Source organism: Neobacillus sp. GCM10027624, from assembly GCF_042675345.1.
Classification (GTDB): Bacteria; Bacillota; Bacilli; order Bacillales; family Cytobacillaceae; genus Neobacillus; species Neobacillus cucumis_D.
In genome coordinates this window covers 264,216-286,606 of record NZ_JBHTHD010000003.1, presented here as the reverse complement: position 1 = coordinate 286,606, position 22,391 = coordinate 264,216, and the positions used below count along the sequence as shown (strand labels likewise).

The 22,391-nt window shown below is 40.9% G+C and carries 18 protein-coding genes; 1 reads left to right on the top strand and 17 read right to left on the bottom strand.

Going from position 1 to position 22,391, the window contains the following annotated elements; genetic code table 11:
- Nucleotides 1–43: 43 nt before the first annotated feature.
- The 7 genes from priA to ACFQZ9_RS06345 form a co-directional block, all read right to left on the bottom strand.
- On the bottom strand, nt 44–2,455 hold the full coding sequence (gene priA / locus ACFQZ9_RS06375; RefSeq protein WP_498942788.1) for a primosomal protein N': 2,412 nt from the start codon (nt 2,453–2,455) through the stop codon (nt 44–46).
- Nucleotides 2,442–3,662, bottom strand: coding sequence for a bifunctional phosphopantothenoylcysteine decarboxylase/phosphopantothenate synthase (gene coaBC / locus ACFQZ9_RS06370; RefSeq protein WP_498942787.1), 1,221 nt, complete (start codon nt 3,660–3,662; stop codon nt 2,442–2,444). Before coaBC ends, priA begins: the two co-directional genes overlap by 14 nt.
- Before the next feature lie 266 nt (nt 3,663–3,928).
- The gene (rpoZ, locus tag ACFQZ9_RS06365) at nt 3,929–4,147 is read right to left on the bottom strand and encodes a DNA-directed RNA polymerase subunit omega (RefSeq protein ID WP_026574831.1); all 219 of its coding nucleotides are present in this window, start codon (nt 4,145–4,147) and stop codon (nt 3,929–3,931) included.
- A gap of 1 nt (nt 4,148) precedes the next feature.
- On the bottom strand, nt 4,149–4,763 hold the full coding sequence (gene gmk, locus ACFQZ9_RS06360; RefSeq protein WP_498942786.1) for a guanylate kinase: 615 nt from the start codon (nt 4,761–4,763) through the stop codon (nt 4,149–4,151).
- 12 nt (nt 4,764–4,775) lie between these two features.
- Entirely contained in the window at nt 4,776–5,039 is a 264-nt protein-coding gene (gene remA / locus ACFQZ9_RS06355; RefSeq protein WP_026574829.1) for an extracellular matrix/biofilm regulator RemA, read from the bottom strand.
- A gap of 60 nt (nt 5,040–5,099) precedes the next feature.
- Nucleotides 5,100–5,975: a YicC/YloC family endoribonuclease gene (locus tag ACFQZ9_RS06350; protein ID WP_198311174.1), complete on the bottom strand. Its 876-nt coding sequence runs from the start codon at nt 5,973–5,975 to the stop codon at nt 5,100–5,102.
- An 86-nt stretch (nt 5,976–6,061) separates the two neighbouring features.
- Nucleotides 6,062–8,740 (bottom strand): calcium-translocating P-type ATPase, SERCA-type, encoded by a 2,679-nt coding sequence (locus tag ACFQZ9_RS06345; RefSeq protein ID WP_498942785.1) that lies wholly within the window; start codon nt 8,738–8,740, stop codon nt 6,062–6,064.
- Between the two features lie 153 nt (nt 8,741–8,893).
- Here ACFQZ9_RS06345 and ACFQZ9_RS06340 point away from each other — a divergent pair, with 153 nt between their 5' ends.
- Nucleotides 8,894–10,606 (top strand): Rqc2 family fibronectin-binding protein, encoded by a 1,713-nt coding sequence (locus ACFQZ9_RS06340; RefSeq protein ID WP_498942784.1) that lies wholly within the window; start codon nt 8,894–8,896, stop codon nt 10,604–10,606.
- Nucleotides 10,607–10,640: 34 nt separating this feature from the next.
- On the opposite strand, the gene pyrE is transcribed toward ACFQZ9_RS06340, so the two are convergent.
- The 10 genes from pyrE to pyrR form a co-directional block, all read right to left on the bottom strand.
- Nucleotides 10,641–11,273: an orotate phosphoribosyltransferase gene (gene pyrE / locus ACFQZ9_RS06335; protein ID WP_498942783.1), complete on the bottom strand. Its 633-nt coding sequence runs from the start codon at nt 11,271–11,273 to the stop codon at nt 10,641–10,643.
- Entirely contained in the window at nt 11,270–11,986 is a 717-nt protein-coding gene (pyrF, locus tag ACFQZ9_RS06330) for an orotidine-5'-phosphate decarboxylase (protein WP_198311170.1), read from the bottom strand. The genes pyrE and pyrF overlap by 4 nt, the downstream gene beginning before the upstream one ends.
- Nucleotides 11,958–12,899: a dihydroorotate dehydrogenase gene (locus ACFQZ9_RS06325; RefSeq protein WP_498942782.1), complete on the bottom strand. Its 942-nt coding sequence runs from the start codon at nt 12,897–12,899 to the stop codon at nt 11,958–11,960. Before ACFQZ9_RS06325 ends, pyrF begins: the two co-directional genes overlap by 29 nt.
- A complete protein-coding gene (locus tag ACFQZ9_RS06320; protein ID WP_498942781.1) occupies nt 12,896–13,660 on the bottom strand; it encodes a dihydroorotate dehydrogenase electron transfer subunit in 765 nt (254 codons plus the stop codon). The genes ACFQZ9_RS06325 and ACFQZ9_RS06320 overlap by 4 nt, the downstream gene beginning before the upstream one ends.
- A complete protein-coding gene (gene carB / locus ACFQZ9_RS06315; RefSeq protein ID WP_198311167.1) occupies nt 13,657–16,866 on the bottom strand; it encodes a carbamoyl-phosphate synthase large subunit in 3,210 nt (1,069 codons plus the stop codon). The genes ACFQZ9_RS06320 and carB overlap by 4 nt, the downstream gene beginning before the upstream one ends.
- On the bottom strand, nt 16,859–17,950 hold the full coding sequence (locus ACFQZ9_RS06310; RefSeq protein ID WP_498942780.1) for a carbamoyl-phosphate synthase small subunit: 1,092 nt from the start codon (nt 17,948–17,950) through the stop codon (nt 16,859–16,861). The genes carB and ACFQZ9_RS06310 overlap by 8 nt, the downstream gene beginning before the upstream one ends.
- A complete protein-coding gene (gene pyrC / locus ACFQZ9_RS06305) occupies nt 17,947–19,233 on the bottom strand; it encodes a dihydroorotase (RefSeq protein WP_498942779.1) in 1,287 nt (428 codons plus the stop codon). Before pyrC ends, ACFQZ9_RS06310 begins: the two co-directional genes overlap by 4 nt.
- Complete coding sequence (locus tag ACFQZ9_RS06300; RefSeq protein WP_198311164.1) at nt 19,193–20,137, bottom strand: aspartate carbamoyltransferase catalytic subunit; 945 nt, start codon at nt 20,135–20,137, stop codon at nt 19,193–19,195. The genes pyrC and ACFQZ9_RS06300 overlap by 41 nt, the downstream gene beginning before the upstream one ends.
- Nucleotides 20,138–20,296: 159 nt before the next feature.
- Nucleotides 20,297–21,610 (bottom strand): solute carrier family 23 protein, encoded by a 1,314-nt coding sequence (locus ACFQZ9_RS06295; protein WP_498942778.1) that lies wholly within the window; start codon nt 21,608–21,610, stop codon nt 20,297–20,299.
- A 179-nt stretch (nt 21,611–21,789) separates the two neighbouring features.
- On the bottom strand, nt 21,790–22,335 hold the full coding sequence (pyrR, locus tag ACFQZ9_RS06290) for a bifunctional pyr operon transcriptional regulator/uracil phosphoribosyltransferase PyrR (RefSeq protein WP_498942777.1): 546 nt from the start codon (nt 22,333–22,335) through the stop codon (nt 21,790–21,792).
- Between the last annotated feature and the right edge of the window lie 56 nt (nt 22,336–22,391).

The window sequence follows — 22,391 nt, the reverse complement described above, 5'->3', positions numbered from 1 at the left end:
AAAGTTTCTATTCATAATCGAAAACGTCATATAATCAAGCAGCCTACATCAAAATAAACGGATTTAAATCAATTGAGACTTGTAACCCATGGGCCATATCTTTTTGATATTGATCAAGAATTGTTTTTAGCGTTTTGGAAAGGTCTCTCTCCCGCTTGTATTTTATCAAACATTGATAGCGATATCTATTATTAATACGGGGAATAGGCGAGGCTGTTGGTCCTAAAACAACCGTTTCATTCGATACCCTCGAGCGGACATAACCTGCAATTTTCTCCGTTACTGAAACGACTGTCATCAACTGCTCATGACTGACGGTAATAAGGGTTAAATAGTAAAATGGCGGGTAGTGATGGACTTTTCGAACCATCATTTCTCTGTTGTAAAAAAGGTCATAATCCTGAGTACCTGCAAGCTCAACACTATAATGCTCCGGGGTATAGGTTTGAATAATTACCTCTCCCGGTAATTGGTGCCGACCTGCTCTCCCGCTAACTTGTGTTAATAATTGAAAGGTTTTTTCAGAGGATCGAAAATCGGGAAGATGAAGCATCGTATCGGCTGAAAGGACCCCAACAAGTGTGATGTTGGGAAAATCAAGTCCTTTTGCTATCATTTGCGTCCCTAAAAGAATATCGGCTTTACCATCCTGAAACTCTTGTAAAAGTTTTTCATGTGACCCTTTTCGGCCAGTCGTGTCTACATCCATACGAATAATTCTTGCCTCAGGTAAAATTTTTCCGAGTTCTGCCTCCACTTTCTGTGTACCTGTCCCAAAATACCGGATATGTTCACTTAAGCATTCTGGGCATTGCTTCGGTACATAGCTTTCATACCCACAATAGTGGCATTTCATTTGTTCACTTGCGCGATGGTAGGTTAAGGATATATCGCAATTTGGACAATTAATTACATAACCGCAATCCCGGCACATCACAAACGACGAATGTCCGCGTTTATTTAAAAATAAAACTGATTGCTGCTTTTTTTCTATACGGTCCTTCAACTTATCGAATAAGTTTCGTGAAAACATGGAACGATTTCCTTCCCGCAATTCTTCACGCATATCAATGATTTCCACTGATGGAAGGGCTTGATTATTCATCCTGCTTGGAAGTGACAAAAGCTTATACACCCTTTTCTGAGCCCTTGCAAATGATTCCAGCGAGGGGGTAGCACTTCCAAGCACGACCGGACAATTATAGGTTTCCGCGCGTTTAATGGCAACATCACGTGCATGATAACGCGGCATGTCCTCCTGCTTATAACTTGTTTCATGTTCCTCATCGATAATAATAATTCCCAGGTTTTCAAAAGGAGCAAAAATGGCTGACCGTGCTCCAACCACCACACTCACTTCTCGGCGTAAAATTTTCCGCCATTCATCGTATTTTTCTCCGGCCGACAATCCGCTGTGCATGACCGCAACAAGATTTCCAAACCTTCCTTTGAAGCGATTTACCATTTGCGGAGTGAGCGCTATTTCAGGGACAAGCACAATCGCTTCTTTTCCCTTTTCAAGGCAATCCTGAATCGATTGCAAATAGATTTCCGTTTTACCACTACCGGTAACCCCATAAAGTAAAAAAACCTCATGCTGTTTTTCATTAATAGAATTTAAAATCGGCTCAATAGCTTTCTGCTGGTGCTCAGTTAACGGTAAGCTGAAAGTCCGTTCAAATGTTCGATGCTCAAACGGGTCCCGATAAACTTCTGCATCCCTTTCAAAAAGAATTTGTTTTTCAATTAATGCATTAATTGTACTCTTAGTGGTATGTAAGTCATCTAATAATTGTTTTAGTTCAATTTCACGATAGTTTTCGATAAAATACCTGAGTACTTCCTTTTGTTTCGCGGCTCTTGCCGGTATTTGTTCCATTTCAGCTGTTAATTCCGGTAGAGGTAGCAATGGCCGAATCATTTTAATTTGTTTTTTTTTGAGTTTTCCCTTTACCTCATAGATCACCTCAAGATGGCCTTTAGCCGCTTCCCGCTGGAGCTTAGGTACAATCCCGGACTTTAATGCCTCGTCCCAATGAATGGTTCCGTCTTGATGAAAGAATGACGGAAGGGGCTCCGGTAAATCATTAAGCATGGTGCCGCTGGCAAGTTTTACTTTTTTCTGATATTTTGCTTTTAAAGCTGCAGGCAGCATCGCTTGATAAGCAAAAATCTTAAAACAAAGAGTGTGTTCCGTCAGCCAGTTTCCTAGCTCCAGTAATTCTTTATTTAAAACCGGTTCAAGGTCCATCGGCTCACATATTTCTCTCAACTGTTTAAATTCTGATTGGTTCTTCAGCTCCGTTACAAACCCTTGAATCTTTCTGGGACCAAAAGGAACGATTACCCTCATTCCCGGCTGTATCGTATCCTTCCATTGGTCCGGAATTAAATAATCAAAAGGCTTATCGGTTTGTTTTGTCGGGACATCGACAATAACACTAGCAATTTTCATTTTCAGCCAAGTCCTTTATCATAGAGGAAATTTCTTCAATAATTTTTTCAGCAACGGCTTGTTTAGACATGATTGGCAATTCCTTAACCGTTCCATCCCGTTTAAACAGCGTGACAATATTTGTTTCCGTTCCAAACCCCGCCCCCTCAGCCTTAACATTATTGGCAACAATTAAATCTGCATTTTTGCCATGTAATTTTTTGCGGGCATATTCCTCTACATTATTGGTTTCAGCAGCAAAGCCAATCAGTACCTGCTTATTTTTCCTTTTTCCAAGCTCAGCTAAAATGTCCTTGGTCCTTTCAAGTTCAATTACCGCATCCCCCGGTTGTTTTTTAACCTTTTGTTCATGGATAATTTTGGGGCGGTAATCGGCAACTGCAGCCGTTTTAACCACAACATCTGCATCGTCAAAAAACTGAAGTGCTGCTTTGTACATTTCCTCCGCACTTTCTACCTTTATTACCTTTATTCCAACAGGATCTGGCAAGGAAACCGGTCCGGAAATCAGAACCACATTTGCTCCCTTTTTTCTAGCCTGTTCTGCAAGAGCATAACCCATTTTTCCTGTCGAGTGATTCGAAATAAACCGGACCGGATCAATTTTTTCCCTTGTCGGTCCTGCAGTAATGACTACGTTTTTTCCCTTAAGTAAGGGAGCGTCTTTTTGAAAATACGACTGTACCAACTCAACTATTTTTTCAGGCTCTTCTAAGCGTCCTTTTCCAATATAGCCGCAGGCAAGATAGCCTTCACTTGGTTCAATAAACTGATACCCATACTCCGCTAAAATAGCCAGATTCTTTTTCACAGCCGGATGGTCATACATATGTACGTTCATTGCCGGTGCAATCCATACAGGTGCTTGCGTTGCTAATAATGTAGTTGTCAGCATATTGTCCGCAAGTCCGTTTGCAAGCTTGGCGATTGTATTGGCGGTTGCGGGTGCAACGAGAATCAGATCCCCCCAATCTGCAAGGTTGATATGGGCTATGACACTTGGGTCTTTTTCATCAAAAGTATCTATATAGACTTCATTCCGTGATAATGCCTGAAAGGTTAATGGGGTTACAAATTTTGCAGCAGACTCACTCAAAATCACTTTCACCTGTGCGCCTGCCTGTACTAGTTTGCTTGTTAAGGCAGCAGCTTTATATACAGCTATTCCCCCAGTAACACATAATACGATTTTTTTATCCTGTAACATAAAGAACCCCCGCTTCTATTCCACACTTTGTCATTTCTTTTATTATGCTAGAAAGCCGTTAAATTTTCATCTATTTCCTCTTTTTTTCAACAAAATGCGACATTTTCTTAGAAATTTAACTTGGTTGTTGAGTTCCGCTCCAGGCGCTTCGCTCCAATCAATGTTTTTGGACCTTTAACACGTCCAAAATAAAAAAGCCTGACACATAAGGAGTCCCTTTGCCGTCAGACCTTCTTTTTATGATTTTCTTTAGGAATAAATCCAGCTTATTCCGCTGAAGTTTCAGCTTTTTTGGAAATGCGGTACGTTAGTTCACCGCTATAAATTTCCTCAAGTGCTTTTCCCACAAACTTATAGGAAACATATTTAGGCAATTTTTCATCTCTTGCTTGCTGCATAACACGAGCGCGTTTTGCAGCCACAGAAACAAGCGAATATTTTGAGTCAATTTTTTCAAGTAATGAATCAATAGAAGGATATAACATTCTATTCAACCTCCAGCAATTTTTTATAGCGGTACTCTACTCGTTCCCTGCGGCAATGTTCTGCCATGATAATGGCTTTAATTCGTTCACAAGCGAGCTCAACCTGGTCATTTTCCACAACATAATCGTATAATTCCATCATTTCAATTTCTTCCCGTGCAGACAGCATGCGATTATGAATTAAGTCCTCAGTTTCAGTTCCGCGTGTCACAATCCGGTTCTTTAATTCAGAAAGACTCGGCGGCATTAAGAAAATAAATAATCCCTCTGGAAATTTTTCACGAACCTGTCGGGCACCTTTTACTTCAATTTCCAAAAATACATCTTTTCCGGAGTCAAGAGTTTCTCTCACATAATCCACAGGTGTACCATAATAATTCCCAACAAACTCGGCATATTCTAACAGCTTCCCTTGTTCGATTAATCTTTCAAACTCTTCCCGTTTCTTAAAGAAATAATCGACTCCATCCACCTCGCCCGCGCGGGGCTTGCGGGTGGTCATGGATATGGAGTATTCAAAGGCATTACCAGGATGTGAAAATATTTCTTTTCGGACCGTACCTTTTCCAACCCCTGATGGCCCCGAAAGTACGATAAGTAATCCTTTTTCCTGCATATTTCTAACATCCTACCCTTCATCAATAATTTCATCACGGTCGGCTAATCGATGTGCCACCGTTTCTGGTTGGACCGCCGATAAAATAACATGATCGCTATCCATAACAATCACAGCACGTGTACGTCGTCCATATGTTGCATCAATCAAGGAGCCACGATCCCTGGCATCCTGAATAATTCTTTTTATTGGAGCAGATTCCGGACTAACGATCGAAATAATTCGATTGGCCGAAACAATATTTCCATATCCAATATTAATCAATTTAATTGACATGTCTCTCATCCAATCATTAATAATATATTTTGACCGTGGAAAACCTTTTCTAAACAGGTACTATTCGATATTTTGAACCTGTTCCTTTAATTTTTCAAGCAAACTTTTGATTTCCACTACCTTTTTGGCAATGCCCGCATCATTAGCCTTGGATCCGATTGTATTTGCCTCTCTATTCATTTCCTGCACAAGGAAGTCAAGCTTTCTGCCAATAGGTTCCTGTTCATTAAGTGTTTGAATGAATTGACCGATATGGCTTTTTAGACGTGTAATTTCTTCATTAATATCTGCCTTATCGGCAAATACAGCAACTTCTGTTAGAATCCTTGTTTCGTCTATTTGACCCTTTACCAGCTCTTCCATTCGTTTCATTAGGCGCTCTTGATAGTTTTGAAGAACTAGTGGAGCAAACTCTTGTAGTTCACCGATATTTTTCTCTAATTGAGTTAAGGCGGAGAGCAAGTCCTTTTTAAGTTCCTCCCCTTCAGCCTGCCTCATCTGTTTTAATAAAATGACCGCTTCCTCTGTTGCAGTAAGGACTAAATTTTCAAGCTCTTCATTCCCTGATTCACTTTCTTCAATATGTATAAGTTCACTATTATTTAGTAAATCATGAAGGGTTACCTTTCCATCAAGCTCATACTTTTCACGGGCAATATTGATAAATTGGTAATATTCCTCTATTAATTTCCAGTCAACATGGATTTTGCGGGTAACAGCACTTTCCCCTTCGATGGTCACATAAACCTCAACTCTACCGCGGCGGATATGCTGATTTAATTTTTTTTTCATCTTATCTTCAATTTTCAAAAGCTGCCTTGGCATTCGAATATTAAATTCACAAAATCGGTGGTTAACGGTTTTCACCTCAACATTTACTGAAAATGCCCCCGATTCCTTTTTACTTCTTCCAAAGCCTGTCATGCTAATAACCATTCTGTATACACATCCAATCATATGTGATCGGTTAGTCAAAAAAGGTAATAGAGTTTCCTCTACTACCTTTTGGATTATATCATACTTTATTTTGTTTTTCTTAACAAAAATGAACCCGCTAGTAAAAAAGTTGGAACTGATGATAATCCTAAGATTAACAGCCAATCCTTTGCTAAAATCGGCAGGGTATGGAAAACAGGTTGTAATGGCGGATAATAAATGACGACCAGTACAAGCACTAAAGAAGAAATTACTGCCCAAACAAGATATTGATTTCCGAAAGGGTTTCTAGATAGTACCGACTTTTCACTCCTACAATCGAAAACATGAATCAACTGAGCCATTACAAGTGTTGCAAATGCGATTGTCTGGGCATAATCAAGACGACTCGAATCGTTTTGGTAGACGATCATAAATGCAAGTAATGTAACCAATCCAATAAGAAAACCTCTTGAAACCACTTTCCAGCCTAAACCTCTTGAAAAGACACCTTCATTTGGACTTCGCGGTTTTCGCTTCATGACATTTTCTTCAGGACGGTCAAGACCGAGTGCCATTGCAGGCAGCCCATCTGTTACCAGGTTTACCCAAAGAATTTGAATAGGTACCAAAGGCAACGGCAAGCCTAGGATCATGGCAAATAACATAACCAAGATTTCACCCACATTGGAGGCAAGTAAATAGCGGACGAATTTTCGAATATTTTCATATATATTTCTTCCCTCTTTAATAGCCGCCTTTATCGTTGCGAAATTATCATCTAACAATACAAGTGCCGATGCTTCTTTGGCTACATCGGTCCCGGTAATTCCCATTGCCACCCCGATGTCTGCAGCTTTAATGGCTGGTGCATCGTTTACCCCGTCACCGGTCATCGCTACAACATGTCCTTTATTTTGTAAGGCTTTGACAATTTTTAATTTATGCTCCGGAGAAACCCTAGCAAAAACAGATACATCCTCCACCACATTTTCTAAATCCTCAACAGACATATCAGACAATGCCTTCCCATCAAGAACCTTGCTTTTACTTGTTAGAATTCCTAGCTGCGAGGCAATCGCTTTTGCGGTAATGACGTGATCTCCTGTGATCATGACGGTTTTAATGCCGGCTTCTTTACATTCTTTTACCGCATCCCTCACTTCAGGTCTTGGCGGGTCAATCATTCCTTGAACTCCAATAAAGGTTAATTTCTTTTCTGCTTCATGCTCGCTTATAATGACTGTATTTGCAGGAACCGGTTTAAAGGCAATGGCTATGGTTCTTAATGCCTTAGCGGCAAGTCCGTTGATGGCATCTTGAACTTTATTCTGAATTTCCTTCCCCAAATATTGTGTTTTCTCTTCCCAGAGGATGGATTCACAATTTCCCAATATAACATCAGGAGCCCCTTTAGTCACAATAAAATGCCTGCCTTGCTTATCCTTTACATGCATACTCATCATTTTTCTCGCTGAATCAAATGGAAATTCATTGATAACCGTAAATTCCTTTAATAAGGCAGGCCGGTCAAATCCGGCTTTCATTGCACTAACAAGGAGTGCTCCTTCTGTTGGATCACCATCAAGAATAATTTCTTCTTCGTTCATGACTAAATCAGAGTGATTACACAGCATTCCAAAAATCAGCATTTGCTGAAGTGCTTTCTCATCCTTTGGATGAACTGTTTTTTCATTCCGATAAAATTTCCCTTGCGGTTGATACCCGACACCGTCCACAGTCCAAGTATGCCCGCTGCTCCATAAGTGCGTTACCGTCATTTTATTTTGCGTCATTGTTCCCGTTTTATCGGAACAAATAACGGAGGCGCAACCAAGGGTTTCTACCGCTTGAATCTTCCTTACAATCGCATTTTTCTTTATCATCTTTTGGACGCCTAGAGATAATGCGACGGTTACAATCGCTGGCAGACCTTCAGGGATTGCTGCGACAGCTAGGGAAACCCCAGCTAAGAACATTTCATACAACTCATGTCCTTGGAAAACCCCAATTACCACAACAAGCACGGTCAATATTAATGCTACTGAGATAAGAATTTTCCCTAACTGTTCCAAACGGCGCTGCAGGGGTGTTTCCTGAGATTCAGCGTTTTGCAGTAAATCAGCAATTTGCCCCATTGCTGTTTTCATCCCGGTTGCAATAACAACCCCTAACCCGCTTCCTCTTGTAATCATCGTGCCCATAAAGCCGATATTCTCCATGTCACCAATACCGGGATTTGCTGTTTGTAAAGCATCTATCGATTTTGAAACGGGCACAGATTCACCCGTTAGGGCAGATTCTTCGATTTCTAAGCTTTTCGATTCAATGATACGGACATCCGCCCCAATCCGATCTCCGCTTGTAAATTTTAGAATATCGCCAATAACAATTTCTTTAGAAGGAATTTTTAGCCATTGTCCATCCCGTAAGGCTGATACTTGGGGTGCGGACAATTCCTTTAATGCCTGCAAAGACTTTTCTGCTTTTCGCTCTTGGAAAAAACCTAAAAACCCATTAATGATTACAATCGCAATGATTGCAATCGCATCAATATATTCGCCTAGTAGACCGGAAATTAATGTTGCCGCCAGCAGCACTAAAACCATAAAATCTTTAAATTGACTAAAAAATAAGAGTAAAGCCGATTGCTTTTCTCCCTCGTCTAATTCATTATGACCGTGCTGGGCTATGCGCTTTTTTACTTCTTCCGTTGATAAACCAGAAGAAAAGTCGGTTTCTAAGACCTTTTCTACTTGTTTAATCTCCATTTCATGGAACTTCATCCGACCATCTCACTTCCCCCTTTAATAGACTTACTCTAAAGAAAGCTTATTCGCGCTCGTCCCAAAAAATGCTATGATAAAGTTTAAAATAAGACAGGTTTTAATTGAGTACGATATAATTGACCTATAAAGACAAGTAAAGGATGTTTTTCAATGTCATTTGATGGTTTATTTACAAAAGCAATGGTGGACGAACTTTCCCGTTCCTTAAAAGGCGGGCGGATTAATAAAGTTCATCAACCATATAAAAACGAAGTGATATTAACAATCCGGGCTAATGGTGTGAATCAAAAGCTGCTATTATCCGCACATCCGAGCTATGCCAGGGTTCAGCTTACAAATGAAGCATATGAAAATCCAAGTGAACCGCCAATGTTTTGTATGCTGCTTAGAAAGCATATTGAAGGATATATTTTAGAAGATCTTTATCAAGTAGATAATGACCGAATGATTATTTTTGAAATTAAAGGTCGGAATGAAATCGGAGATATTAGTTACAAACAGTTAATTATTGAGATTATGGGAAGGCATAGCAACATTGTTTTGGTTGATAAAAGCAGAAATATCATCCTCGATAGTATAAAACACGTATCCTTTGCCGTTAACAGCTACAGGGCGATTTTACCCGGGCAGCCGTATGTCTTCCCTCCTGAGCAAAATAAGCAAAATCCCTTTCAAGCAGTGGAGGAAGATGTATTAAAGAAATTGGATTTTAACAGCGGTAAGCTTGACCGTCAACTTGTTGAGCAGTTTGCCGGTATTTCTCCAGTATTTGCAAAAGAAGCAATCTTTCAAAGCGGGCTTGTTAACCGCACCACCCTTCCAAAAACGTTTATTGGCATGATTAAACAAATCCGCGATGGTGAAATTACACCTTCGATTATTTCAACGGGCGGAAAAGAAGCTTTTTATTTATTTTCACTCCACCATTTGCAGGGAGAATCCCGGAACTATCCTACCCTTAGCGAAATGCTAGATCGTTTTTATTTTGGCAAGGCGGAACGGGACAGAGTCAAGCAGCAAGGAAATGACGTTGAACGATTCATTATCAATGAAAAGGAAAAGAATGAGAAAAAAATTGCTAAGTTGAAGGATACATTACTTGATGCTGAACGTGCGGAGCAATTTCAGCGCTATGGAGAGCTGTTAACCGCGAATCTATACGCAGCTAAAAAAGGGATGAAAGAAATCGAGGTCCTTGATTATTATGATGAGTCAGGTGGAACAGTGGCGATTCCGCTTGATCCAAGGAAGTCACCTTCAGAAAACGCGCAAAAATATTTCTCAAGATATCAGAAGGCAAAAAATTCAGTATCGATTGTCGAGGAACAAATTCAATTGGCTCTCGAGGAAGTGGCTTATTTTGAAAATCTACTACAGCAGGTCGGAAGCGCATCCCCTAAAGATATTGTTGAGATTCGTGAAGAACTTGTTGAAGGCGGCTATATCCGCGACCGTAAGAAACGGAATGGAAAAAAGGTGCAAAATGCAAAACCAGTTCTTGATTATTTTACAGCATCGGATGGTACGGAGATTATTGTCGGGAAAAATAACAAACAGAATGATTATTTAACCAATAAATTTGCTGCAAGGGATGAGATTTGGCTCCATACTAAGGATATACCCGGGTCACATGTTGTGATTCGCAGTAAGGAACCAACTGATACAACCATTTTAGAAGCCGCTTCTCTTGCGGCCTATTACAGTAAGGCACGAAATTCAAGCTCGGTCCCTGTGGACTTTACCAGGGTTCGATTTGTTAAAAAACCAAGTGGTGCCAAACCAGGATTCGTGATCTATGACAATCAGCAGACAGTCTATGTAACACCTGACGAAGAATTGGTACTTAAATTGAAGAAACATTAAGAAGACCCCGGGAAATCCGGGGTCTTTTTAGTTACTATTCGAACTTCTTACTCCATTCAGCAGGATTCTTGCTCCATGTTAAAAGACTATCTTTATCATTTTCACTAATATAGCCTTTATCAATCGCTGCTTCAACTAATGTTGCAAAATCCGTTAAGGAAACAGCAGCAATTCCTTCTTGCTCAAATACCTCTTTTCCCTTTTCAAGTCCATAGGTGAAAATCGAAACAGCACCAAGCACGTCGCAGCCCGCTTCTCTTAATGCCTGAACAGCCGTAATGACACTTCCTCCGGTCGAGATTAAATCCTCAACCACAACAACCTTTTGTCCTTGTTCCGCTTTCCCTTCGATTTGGTTTCCTTTTCCATGACCCTTTGGCTTGGAACGGACATAACACATCGGTAAATCCATCAATTCACTTACCCATGCAGCATGTGGAATACCGGCCGTTGCCGTGCCGGCGATCATTTCTGCATCTGGGAATTTCTCAACAATTAGTTGACGCAACCCATTAGCAATCGCTCTTCTTACTTCCGGATAGGATAAAGTCAAACGATTATCACAATAAATCGGGGAACGAAGCCCTGAAGTCCAAGTAAATGGTTCATTCGGTTTTAACGCCACCGCATTAATTCCTAAAAGTTTTTCAGCAATTGAGTGTTTCATATTGTTACTCCCTTCCATGCTTCCATCCATTGTTCATAACTTTTTAATGGGTCTGCTGACCTTGTAATCGAGCGCCCCACGACAATGGAAGTAACCCCCGTATTTCTTGCGAATTCCGGAGTAGCTACGCGCTTTTGATCGCCGATATGATCGGAAACCATTCGAATCCCAGGAGTTACAGTGTAAAAATCGGGACCGAGTCTTTCCCTGATTGCTCCTGCTTCCCATGCTGAGCAAACGACACCATCTAAACCCGCTTCTTTTGTCAGCGCCGCATAATGAAGAACGGAATCCATCAAGGAACCAGGAATTAATTGCTCTCGATTCATTTGCTCCTCAGAAGTACTTGTCAATTGTGTCACCGCTATGCAGTCAGGGCGCTTGCGGCCGGCTGAGGTTCCTGCTTCCAAGCCTTCTAATGCAGCCTGCATCATTTCCTTGCCACCGGCAGCGTGTACATTCACAAGATCACATTCCAGTTTAGCCAAACCTCGCATTGCACTCTTTACCGTATTTGGAATATCATGAAGTTTTAAATCTAAAAAAATCTGATGCCCAGCTTCCTTTAACAAATGAATAATCGAAGGGCCTTCCTGGTAATATAGCTCCATGCCCACTTTCACAAAAAGTTCTTTCCCTGAAAATGGTTGTAAAAATTGTTTCACTTCGTTACCACTAGCGAAATCAAGCGCGATGATAAGCGAGTTGTTCATGCTGCGTCCAGCTCCTTCCGCGACACTCACTAATGTGTTCATATCCTAATTTATCTAATAAAACAGGTAATTCCTCAATAATTGTTGGACAAACAAATGGGTCAACGAAATTGGCTGTGCCTACGGCTACAGCGCTTGCCCCGGCATAAAAAAATTCAATCACATCTTCTGCAGAGGTAATGCCGCCCATGCCGATAATCGGAATGTTAACTGCTTGACTAACTTCATAAATCATTCTAATTGCAACGGGTTTAACTGCTGGGCCGGAGAGGCCGCCTGTTCGATTCGCTAAAATCGGCTTGCCTGTTTTTAAATCGAGTCTCATTCCAACTAGGGTGTTAATCATTGTTAACCCATCAGCGCCGCCATCTTCAACAGCTTTAGCCATCTCCACAATATTAGTAACATTCGGTGAAAGCTTCACATAAACCGGTACTTCGGAAACTTCCTTCACTTTCCGTGTTAACTGTTTTGCCACCTCGGGAATCGTCCCAAAGGCGATTCCACCAGTTTTTACATTTGGACAAGAAATATTGAGTTCAAGGGCATGAACGTTCGGAGCCTTTGAAATTTCCTTGGCAACAGCTATATAATCTTCCTCAAGGGAACCCGCAACATTCGCGATAATTGGAACATCATACTGTGCGAGCCATGGCAGTTCTTCTGAAACTACCTTTTCTAATCCCGGATTTTGCAGTCCGATGGCATTTAACATCCCTGAAGTCGTTTCCGCAACCCTTGGTGTCGGATTTCCAAACCTTGGCTCGACTGTCGTTGCTTTTATCATAATTGCTCCAAGAAGACTTAAATCATAAAACCCGCTATATTCTCGGCCAAATCCAAAGCAACCTGAGGCAGGCATAATCGGATTTTTCAAGTTTAAACCAGGCAGATTGATATTTAAACGGCTCATATTAAAACCTCCCCGGCACGAAATACAGGTCCATCACTGCATACCTTCTTATAGGAAGTGCTTGAACCCTCCACCGTTTTACACACACAGGCAAAGCATGCTCCTACACCGCAGCCCATCCGTTCCTCTAACGATAAAAATAGCTTCTTATCAGAATGGCCCTTTTCTATGGCTCTTAGCATTGGTGTTGGACCGCATGTATAAATTAAATCAAAGTTCAAATCTCTCATTACATCGGTTACAAATCCTTTATATCCATATGATCCGTCTGCAGTAGCTATATAAGTTTCCCCATTTTCCGCAAACTTTTCCTCATAAAATACAGCAGATTTTGTTTGAAAGCCAAGGACATGAATGACCTTGACCCCTTTTTTCCGCAATTGATTGGATAGCTCGTAGAGCGGAGGCACCCCAATGCCTCCACCAACAAGCAATGCTGTTTCGCCAGCTGCAGCTTCTTCAACCGGAAAACCATTTCCCAGTGGTCCTAGAATATCAAGTTCCATACCTGCATTCATTTCTGCAAGCATCGCAGTTCCATGACCTTCTTTTCGATAGATCATCGTAAACTTTTCATCATCGTAAGATGATATACTAATTGGTCGGCGTAAAAGCGGATCCCAGCTGCTGGTAACGCGAATATGGACAAACTGCCCTGGAGAACGTATTTCCTTCACAAAATCAGCTGCTACTGTCAGCTCATAAATATCCTGAGCAATTTCCTTTTGCCTGATGATTTTGCATATCTCTTTACGGATCATGCAAAAACCGCCTCTCTTTTTTTCTCGCTTGTCATTGCCTCTGTAGAGAAGTTCATCGACTCAATTACCTTTAGAATTGCATCAGCAGTATCCAATGAAGTTAAACATGGAACACCATTTTCAACAGCTTCACGGCGGATTCTGAAGCCATCGCGTTCAGGTTGTTTTCCTTTTGTTAACGTATTAATGATGAATTGTGCTTCTCCATGATGAATGACATCTAACAATGTTTTTCCTTCCGAACCGATTTTACCGACTACTTTAACCGGCAGGCCGGCTGCTTCTAGTACACCTGCTGTTCCACTAGTAGCCATAAGGCGGTATCCAATAGAGGAGAAACGTCTCGCAAGCTGCAGTGCTTCCTGCTTATCTTTATCAGCAATCGTAAATAATACCGTACCAAACTTTTGAATGTTCATTCCTGATGCAACTAATCCTTTATAAAGAGCTTTTTCTAACGTTACATCCTTACCCATTACCTCACCGGTTGATTTCATTTCAGGCCCTAAGGTAATATCGACATCCTTTAATTTTGCAAACGAGAAGACTGGAACTTTAACATATACGCCTTCTTTTTCCGAAACAAGCCCAGGTGTATAGCCCTGTTCAATGATGGATGTACCTAAAATCGCTTTCGTCGCAATCTTCGCCATTGGCACATTGGTTATTTTACTTAAAAATGGTACTGTACGGCTTGAGCGCGGGTTTACTTCAAGTACATAAACTTGATTACCTGCTAACACATATTGAATGTTTAGTAAGCCGATTATATTTAATCCCTTAGCCAGTTTTACTGTATATTCAGCGAGTGTCTGTTTACACTCTTCAGAAAGAGTTTGAGGCGGATAAACAGCAATTGAGTCGCCTGAATGGACTCCGGCACGTTCAATATGCTCCATGATTCCTGGGATTAATACATTTTCACCGTCACAGATTGCATCCACTTCAATCTCTTTACCGGTCAAATAACGGTCAATTAAGACTGGATGTTCCGGATTAATTTTCACGGCATTTTTCATATAATGTAGAAGTTCTTCTTTACGGTAGACAATTTCCATTGCCCGTCCGCCAAGGACATAAGATGGGCGGACAAGAACTGGATACCCAATCTCTTCAGCAATCACAAGTGCTTCCTCTACTGATAATGCTGTTTTACCAAGCGGCATAGGAATGTTTAGTGCTACAAGCGCCTGTTCAAATTTATCCCGGTCTTCAGCACGGTCTAGGTCCGCTAAGCCTGTTCCTAAGATTTTCACCCCATGATCTTCAAGCTTTGAAGCAAGGTTAATGGCAGTTTGTCCGCCAAATTGTACGACAACTCCGATTGGGTTCTCCAAATCAATAATGCTCATTACATCTTCGATTGTAAGTGGTTCAAAGTAAAGCTTATCAGAGATACTGAAATCAGTTGAAACAGTTTCCGGGTTATTGTTGATAATAATTGCTTCGTAGCCGGCCTCTTTAATCGCCTTAACAGAATGGACAGTGGCATAATCAAATTCAATCCCCTGACCAATCCGGATTGGACCTGAACCTAATACAACAACGCTTTTTCTATCGGTTACAACAGATTCGTTCTCCTCTTCGTATGTTCCATAATAATACGGTGTTTCCGATTCGAATTCCGATGCACATGTATCGACCATTTTATAAACTGGGATAAGGCCGGTATCTTTTCGCAATTTGTAAATATCTTTTTCCGTACTGTTCCAAAGCTCTGCAATCTTTTCATCAGTAAATCCTTTTTGTTTTGCCAAAAGGAGTAGATCCTTATCGAATGGATTCGCAGTGAGTTTAGCTTCAAGCTGAATGATTCCTTCCAATTTCTTAAGGAAAAACAAATCAATTTTACTCCATTGATGAATTGTTTCAATCGTTAAACCTCGTTTTAAACCTTCAGCGATGTAAAAGAGACGCTCATCCCCTGCTTTACGAATCCGCTTTTCAATTAATTCATCATCAATATCAGCTGCACCATTTAGTTCAAAATGATACACTCCAGCTTCTAAAGAACGGATTGCTTTTAACAGCGACTCTTCAAATGTACGCCCGATTGCCATGACCTCGCCCGTTGCTTTCATTTGTGTTCCAAGTGAACGGTTTCCGGATTCAAACTTATCAAACGGCCATCTCGGGATTTTTGTCACGACATAATCAAGTGCCGGTTCGAAGCTTGCATAGGTCTTTCCAGTTACCGGGTTTAACATTTCATCCAGTGTTAAACCTACAGCAATTTTCGCAGCCAATTTAGCAATTGGATATCCTGTCGCTTTTGATGCAAGTGCGGAAGAACGACTGACCCTTGGATTTACTTCAATGATATAGTAATGAAAACTGTACGGATCTAAGGCAAGCTGAACGTTACAACCACCTTCAATTCCAAGCGCGCGGATAATCTTTAAGGATACATTTCGTAACAGTTGATATTCACGATCACTTAAGGTTTGACTTGGTGCTACTACAATTGAATCGCCCGTATGTACTCCCACCGGGTCGATGTTTTCCATGTTACATACCACAATGGCATTATCATTTGCATCACGCATGACTTCATATTCAATCTCTTTATAACCGGCAATACTTTTCTCAAGTAAACATTGATGAACCGGGCTGTTCTTCAAACCACTTGTAACAATTTCCTCTAATTCTTCAGGATTATGACAAATCCCACCGCCTGTTCCTCCAAGCGTAAAGGCTGGACGAACAATTACAGGGAAACCAATTTTTTCAACAAAGGCCTGTGCCTCAGCTAATTCATGGACGATTTCACTATCAGGAACTGGTTCGTTTAATTCGTTCATTAAATTCCGGAATAATTCACGGTCCTCAGCACGGTTAATCGCCGATAACTTTGTACCAAGAATTTCGACGCCACACTCTTCCAAAACGCCAGATTTTGATAATTCAACGGCAAGATTAAGACCTGTTTGCCCTCCAAGAGTTGCTAATAGAGCATCAGGGCGTTCCTTCCGAATAATGCGGCTGACAAATTCAACTGTCAGCGGTTCGATATAGACAGCATCAGCCATCTCTGTATCCGTCATAATCGTAGCAGGATTTGAATTGACAAGAATAACACGGTAGCCTTCCTCTTTAAGAGCGATACAAGCCTGTGCGCCTGCATAATCAAATTCCGCAGCCTGCCCGATTACAATTGGGCCTGATCCGATTACTAAAATGGAGTTAATATCTGTACGTTTAGACATGTGCTGTTACCTCCTGTTTGTTCTCTTCCATAAGCGCAATAAATTGTTCAAATAATCCATTTGCATCTTCCGGTCCTGGTGAGGCTTCAGGATGATATTGAACAGTAAATGCAGGATATTCAAGATGCTTTAAACCTTCAACTGTCCCATCATTTAACGCAACATGCGTAACTGCTAATCTTGTATTTTTAACCGAATCTGCTTCGACAGTATAGCCATGGTTTTGTGATGTAATCGCGATTTTTCCGGTAGCAAGATCTTTTACCGGATGATTGGAACCGCGGTGGCCGAACTTCATTTTTACTGTGTCTGCCCCGCAAGCAAGAGCAAATAATTGATGACCCAGGCAAATTCCAAATAGAGGAACCTTCCCTAAAACTCCTTTTAGCATATCAATTGCTTCTGGAACATCTTTCGGGTCTCCAGGTCCGTTCGAAAGCATGATTCCATCCGGACGCAGTTGAAGGATTTCATCAGCAGTTGTATGGTAAGGCACGACAACTACATCGCAGTCACGCTTATTTAATTCTCGTAAAATGCCGTGTTTCATTCCAAAATCTACAAGGACCACTCTTTTTCCACGTCCCGGGCTCGGATATGGATTTCTCGTAGAAACTTGTCTTACCTGATCGATTGGAAGTGCTTTGCTACGTAATGTTTCAATTACTTCATTTGCATCTTTTTCAATACTGCAGATAGCCCCTTTTAATGTTCCGTACTGACGGATAATTCTAGTTAATTTACGTGTATCAATTCCGGCAATACCAGGGATTTTTTTCATTTGAAAATACTCATCAAGGGTAAATTCACTTCTCCAGTTTGAAGGAAAATCGCAAACTTCTTTTACGATAAATCCTTTTATTGCCGGATTAATTGTTTCAAAATCATCACGGTTTATCCCGTAGTTTCCAATTAAAGGGTATGTCAGTGTAACGATTTGCCCGCAATAGGACGGGTCGGATAAAATTTCTTGGTATCCGGTCATTCCAGTATTAAATACTACCTCTCCAACCGTTTCACTATCACTGCCAAAACCTTCACCGATAAAAATCGTTCCATCCTCTAAAACCAACTGTCTCTTCATGCTGTTACACATCCCTTTTCCCAAACTATATTTCCTTCTGCGATTGTCATGACCGGCCAGCCCTTACATGCCCAGCCTCCAAATGGGGTGTTTTTCCCTTTTGATAAAAATTCCTCAGGGTTTATAACCTGTTCTTCTGTTAGATTTAATAGTACAAGGTCAGCAGGTGTCCCAACTTCGATTTTTCCATATGGTAGACCAAATGCTTCGGCCGGTTTTTTTGTTAAAAACTCAATTAATTGCTCAAGCGTAATGATATTCTTTAAAACAAAGTTTGTATAAAGAAGCGGGAAAGCCGTTTCTAAGCCGACAATTCCAAATGGTGCTGCGACCATCCCTTCGCTTTTCTCCTCTGCAGTATGTGGTGCATGGTCTGTTGCAATAAAATCTATAGTTCCATCTAAAAGACCCTCAATGAGCGCTTCACGGTCGCTGGCATCTCTTAGCGGCGGATTCATCTTATAGTTTGCATCAAGTCCAGGAATATCATCTTGAGAAAGCAATAAATGGTGCGGGGTTACTTCCGCAGTAACCTGAATACCTGCTCTTTTTGCATCTCTTACTATCCGGACAGATTCCTTTGTACTAATATGGCAGACATGATAATGGCAGCTTGCCGCTTCAGCAAGTAGGACGTCTCTAGCAATTTGAACCGATTCACAAACTGATGGAATTCCATTTAATCCATTATTTTTTGAAAATTCTCCTTCATGGACACTGCCTTTATGAATCAACGTGTTTTCCTCACAGTGTGCAACAATCGCCATATTCACTTCTGCTGCCTTTTTCATCGCTTGCAGCATCATATCAGCAGATTGTACACCCACACCATCATCTGTAAAGGCAAATGCGCCTGCCTCTTTGAGTGCCGCAAAGTCGGTCAATTCTTGTCCAAGCTGTCTGGTTGTGATTGAAGCATACGGTAAAACACGGACACTTCCTGTTTCCTGGATTCTTTGTTGCAACCATTCCATTTGCTCTTTGGAATCAGGAACCGGTCTCGTATTCGGCATAGCTGCGATGGTTGTAAATCCGCCCTTTGCAGCAGCTAGTGTTCCCGTTGCAATGGTTTCCTTCTTTTCTCCGCCAGGTTCACGAAGATGGACATGCAGATCGATAAATCCAGGAGTAACAAGCAGTCCTGCTGCATCGATTTTGCGGTCAACAGTCTCGATAATATTCTCCTCAATTTTAGTAATCACACCATTTTCTACTAATATATCCGAGTGAATTTTTTCTCCGTTAGATGCTGTGTAATAAGCGTTTTGAATAAGCAGTTTCATTGTTATTTCCTCCTTCAAGATTTTCTAGAGCTCTTTTTAAAGCAGCCATTCTGACATAAACACCATTTTCCATTTGTTTAAAAATTCTCGAACGCTTGCATTCAACTAAGCTGTCAGCAATTTCAACATTTCGATTGACAGGGGCTGGATGCATGATAATAGCTTCCGGCTTCATCAACTTTTCTCTTTCTATTGTAAGACCATACTGTTTATGGTAATCATGAGCTGTAAAGCTTCCTTTTTGCTGATGCCTTTCATGTTGCACACGAAGAAGCATGACCACATCCGCTTCCTTAATGGCCTGATCAATGGGTCTAAACTTCGATAAGTTTAAACTTTGGTTATCAAACCATTCTTCCGGCCCTGAAAAAATAACCTCCGCTCCCAGTCTCGTTAATACATCCGCATTTGAACGGGCCACCCGGCTATGACGGATGTCGCCGATAATAGCGATTTTTAAGCCGGTAAAGCGGCCAAACTCTTGATAAATTGTCATTAGATCTAAAAGAGATTGTGTAGGATGATGGCCACAGCCATCCCCGCCATTGATAATCGGGATATTTACCTTGCCCACCAATTCGTCAAAGTACCGGTCTTGCTGGTGCCGAATAACGATTGCATTTACACCAATTGACTCCAAGGTTTTTACTGTATCGTAGAGAGTCTCACCTTTTTGGACGCTTGAAGTAAGAACTTCAAATGGGATTACTTCGAGGCCTAACCTTCTTTCAGCCATATCAAAGCTGCTTTTTGTTCTTGTACTTGGCTCAAAAAACAAATTTGCGGTAAAAACCTGTTTTGCTGGCTGCCATTTCATCCCTTCTGAAAACTTCCTCGCATCACTTAAAATTTGGTAAATCTCTTCAACCTTTAATTCATTTGTTGTCAATAAGTGAGTTAACATAAGTTCATCCCGCCTCTCTTTTATCAAAAAAACACCCTGACTTTCTAATGCCAGGGTGTAAAAACTCTGTACTAAAAACTAGGCTATCAAACATTAACCGTTGTTTTTGTACTACACCCTTATAAGCCTCTCTGGACTTCATTTAAAAGGATTTTTCAATTATGCTGTTTTCTTCTTATTTTCTACTTCATCTTCTTCAAACATATTTTCATTCACCGGAGGTCTTCCAGGAAGAATAAGGTTAAGTAATACACCGAAAATTGCTGCTAAGGCCATTCCTTGAATTTGGAATGTATCAGATACTTTAATAAATGCCCCGCCAATACCAATGACAAGGATAACAGATGAAATAACTAAGTTTCTTTTATCTCCAAAATCAATTTTACTATCAACTAACATCCTTAATCCTGAAGATGCAATGATTCCGAATAACAGGATGGAAACACCGCCCATAACTGGTGTTGGAATGGTGCTGATCAATGCTGAGATTTTACCTACAAAGCCAAAGATGATGGCAAAAACTGCTGCACCGGCAATGATATAAACGCTGTAGATGCGGGTAATCGCAAGGACTCCAATATTTTCTCCATATGTGGTTTTGGGCGGTCCTCCAATAAGTGACGAAATGAGTGTCGCTGTTCCATCACCAAGGATTGATCGGTGTAAACCAGGATCTTTAATATAGTCATGTCCAACTACTTTGCTTAAGACCAGCTGATGGCCAATGTGTTCCGATAAGGTAACTACGGCAACTGGAACCATCAGCAGGACTAAATCCAAAGTGAATTTAACTTTATAACTTATAAACGGGAAGATAAAATCCGGAACTTCAAACCAATGTGCTTTTAATACTGGACTGAAGTCGACAATCCCTACAATTAATGCATATATATAACCAATAACGATTCCGCCTAATATTGGGATGATACTCAACATGCCTCTTAAGTAGATTGAAAAGATAATGGTTGCTGCAAGTGTCACAAGTGCCACTGAGAAATGAAGCAAACTATATTTTTGTGTCACCGGGTTATTCATCGCCATTCCAACAGCCGTTCCGGAAATGGCTAAACCAATTACAATGATCACTGGACCAACAACGACCGGTGGGAGCAGTTTCATGATCCAACGATAACCTGCCCTGCTAATGATAAGCGCAACAATTCCGTATATGAGCCCTGCCAAGAAAGTGCCAACCATTGCGGCGCCTGGACCACCTGCCGTTTTTGCTGCAATAATCGGAGCAATAAACGCAAAGGAAGAACCAAGGTAGGCAGGAACTTTAAATTGTGTAATGATTAAAAACGCCAAAGTTCCAAGACCGCTCGATATTAGCGCAATCGCTGGACTTAATCCAACCAAATACGGAACAAGAATGGTGGAACCGAACATTGCGAATAAATGCTGTAGACTTAAAGTTAACCATTGTCCCGGCTTTGGAATATCTTTTACGTCTAAAATTGGTGAGCTTGACATTTTTTCTCCTCCAGTTTTCATCAGGGGTTTTTCTGTATTTATTAGCATGGATTTTTTTTTCATAAAAAAACCTCTTCGCCCGGTATGGTACAAAGAGGATAGAATTACCGAATATTGAGTAAATACCCGGTTTTTCCCCTTTGTCAGCCTCACGGGACTGCGTTTAAAAGGGTGCTTATTTATTTGTCATAAATACTAACTTGATCAACTTGGTCTATTTCCGCTAATTCAACTACGATTTTTTCCACACTTGATGTCGGAATGTTTTTCCCGACATAATCGGCTCTAATCGGAAGTTCTCGATGTCCACGGTCAACTAATACGGCTAACTGGATTACAGAGGGGCGTCCCATGTCCATAATGGCATCTAGGCCTGCTCTTACCGTTCGTCCTGTGTATAATACATCATCTACAAGAATAACTTTTTTGTCAGTAATTTCCGCAGGAATATCAGAGCCTTTTACAAGTGGTTCTTGATTATCCGTTTTCTTCGTCAAATCATCTCGATATAAGGTAATATCCAGTTCTCCTACTGGAATAGGTTTACCTTCAATCTCTTCAATCTTTTTTGCTAGGCGTTCTGCGATATAAATTCCCCTAGTTCGTATCCCAACAAGAACACAATCTTCAATACCCTTATTTTTTTCAATAATTTGATGAGCAATTCGTGTTAAAGCTCTCGAAATCGCCTGCTCATCAAGAACAAGTGCCTTTTGATTATTCATAAAAAAACCTCCCGCTGTGCTTGGCGAGAGGCTGACAATTCTGAAATTAGGCATAA

Excerpts from the sequence above, each read along its gene's own strand:
- ACFQZ9_RS06345 (WP_498942785.1), bottom strand. The coding sequence starts at position 8,740 with ATGAAGTTCCATGAAATGGAGATTAAACAAGTAGAAAAGGTCTTAGAA.
- carB (WP_198311167.1), bottom strand. The coding sequence starts at position 16,866 with ATGTCTAAACGTACAGATATTAACTCCATTTTAGTAATCGGATCAGGC.
- remA (WP_026574829.1), bottom strand. The coding sequence starts at position 5,039 with ATGTCAATTAAATTGATTAATATTGGATATGGAAATATTGTTTCGGCC.
- ACFQZ9_RS06295 (WP_498942778.1), bottom strand. The coding sequence starts at position 21,610 with ATGTCAAGCTCACCAATTTTAGACGTAAAAGATATTCCAAAGCCGGGA.
- coaBC (WP_498942787.1), bottom strand. The coding sequence starts at position 3,662 with ATGTTACAGGATAAAAAAATCGTATTATGTGTTACTGGGGGAATAGCT.
- ACFQZ9_RS06300 (WP_198311164.1), bottom strand. The coding sequence starts at position 20,137 with ATGTTAACTCACTTATTGACAACAAATGAATTAAAGGTTGAAGAGATT.
- ACFQZ9_RS06350 (WP_198311174.1), bottom strand. The coding sequence starts at position 5,975 with ATGGTTATTAGCATGACAGGCTTTGGAAGAAGTAAAAAGGAATCGGGG.
- pyrE (WP_498942783.1), bottom strand. The coding sequence starts at position 11,273 with ATGAAACACTCAATTGCTGAAAAACTTTTAGGAATTAATGCGGTGGCG.
- pyrR (WP_498942777.1), bottom strand. The coding sequence starts at position 22,335 with ATGAATAATCAAAAGGCACTTGTTCTTGATGAGCAGGCGATTTCGAGA.
- rpoZ (WP_026574831.1), bottom strand. The coding sequence starts at position 4,147 with ATGTTATATCCTTCTATTGATTCATTACTTGAAAAAATTGACTCAAAA.
- gmk (WP_498942786.1), bottom strand. The coding sequence starts at position 4,763 with ATGCAGGAAAAAGGATTACTTATCGTACTTTCGGGGCCATCAGGGGTT.
- priA (WP_498942788.1), bottom strand. The coding sequence starts at position 2,455 with ATGAAAATTGCTAGTGTTATTGTCGATGTCCCGACAAAACAAACCGAT.
- ACFQZ9_RS06320 (WP_498942781.1), bottom strand. The coding sequence starts at position 13,660 with ATGATCCGTAAAGAGATATGCAAAATCATCAGGCAAAAGGAAATTGCT.
- pyrC (WP_498942779.1), bottom strand. The coding sequence starts at position 19,233 with ATGAAACTGCTTATTCAAAACGCTTATTACACAGCATCTAACGGAGAA.
- ACFQZ9_RS06325 (WP_498942782.1), bottom strand. The coding sequence starts at position 12,899 with ATGAGCCGTTTAAATATCAATCTGCCTGGTTTAAACTTGAAAAATCCG.
- pyrF (WP_198311170.1), bottom strand. The coding sequence starts at position 11,986 with ATGAACAACTCGCTTATCATCGCGCTTGATTTCGCTAGTGGTAACGAA.
- ACFQZ9_RS06310 (WP_498942780.1), bottom strand. The coding sequence starts at position 17,950 with ATGAAGAGACAGTTGGTTTTAGAGGATGGAACGATTTTTATCGGTGAA.
- ACFQZ9_RS06340 (WP_498942784.1), top strand. The coding sequence starts at position 8,894 with ATGTCATTTGATGGTTTATTTACAAAAGCAATGGTGGACGAACTTTCC.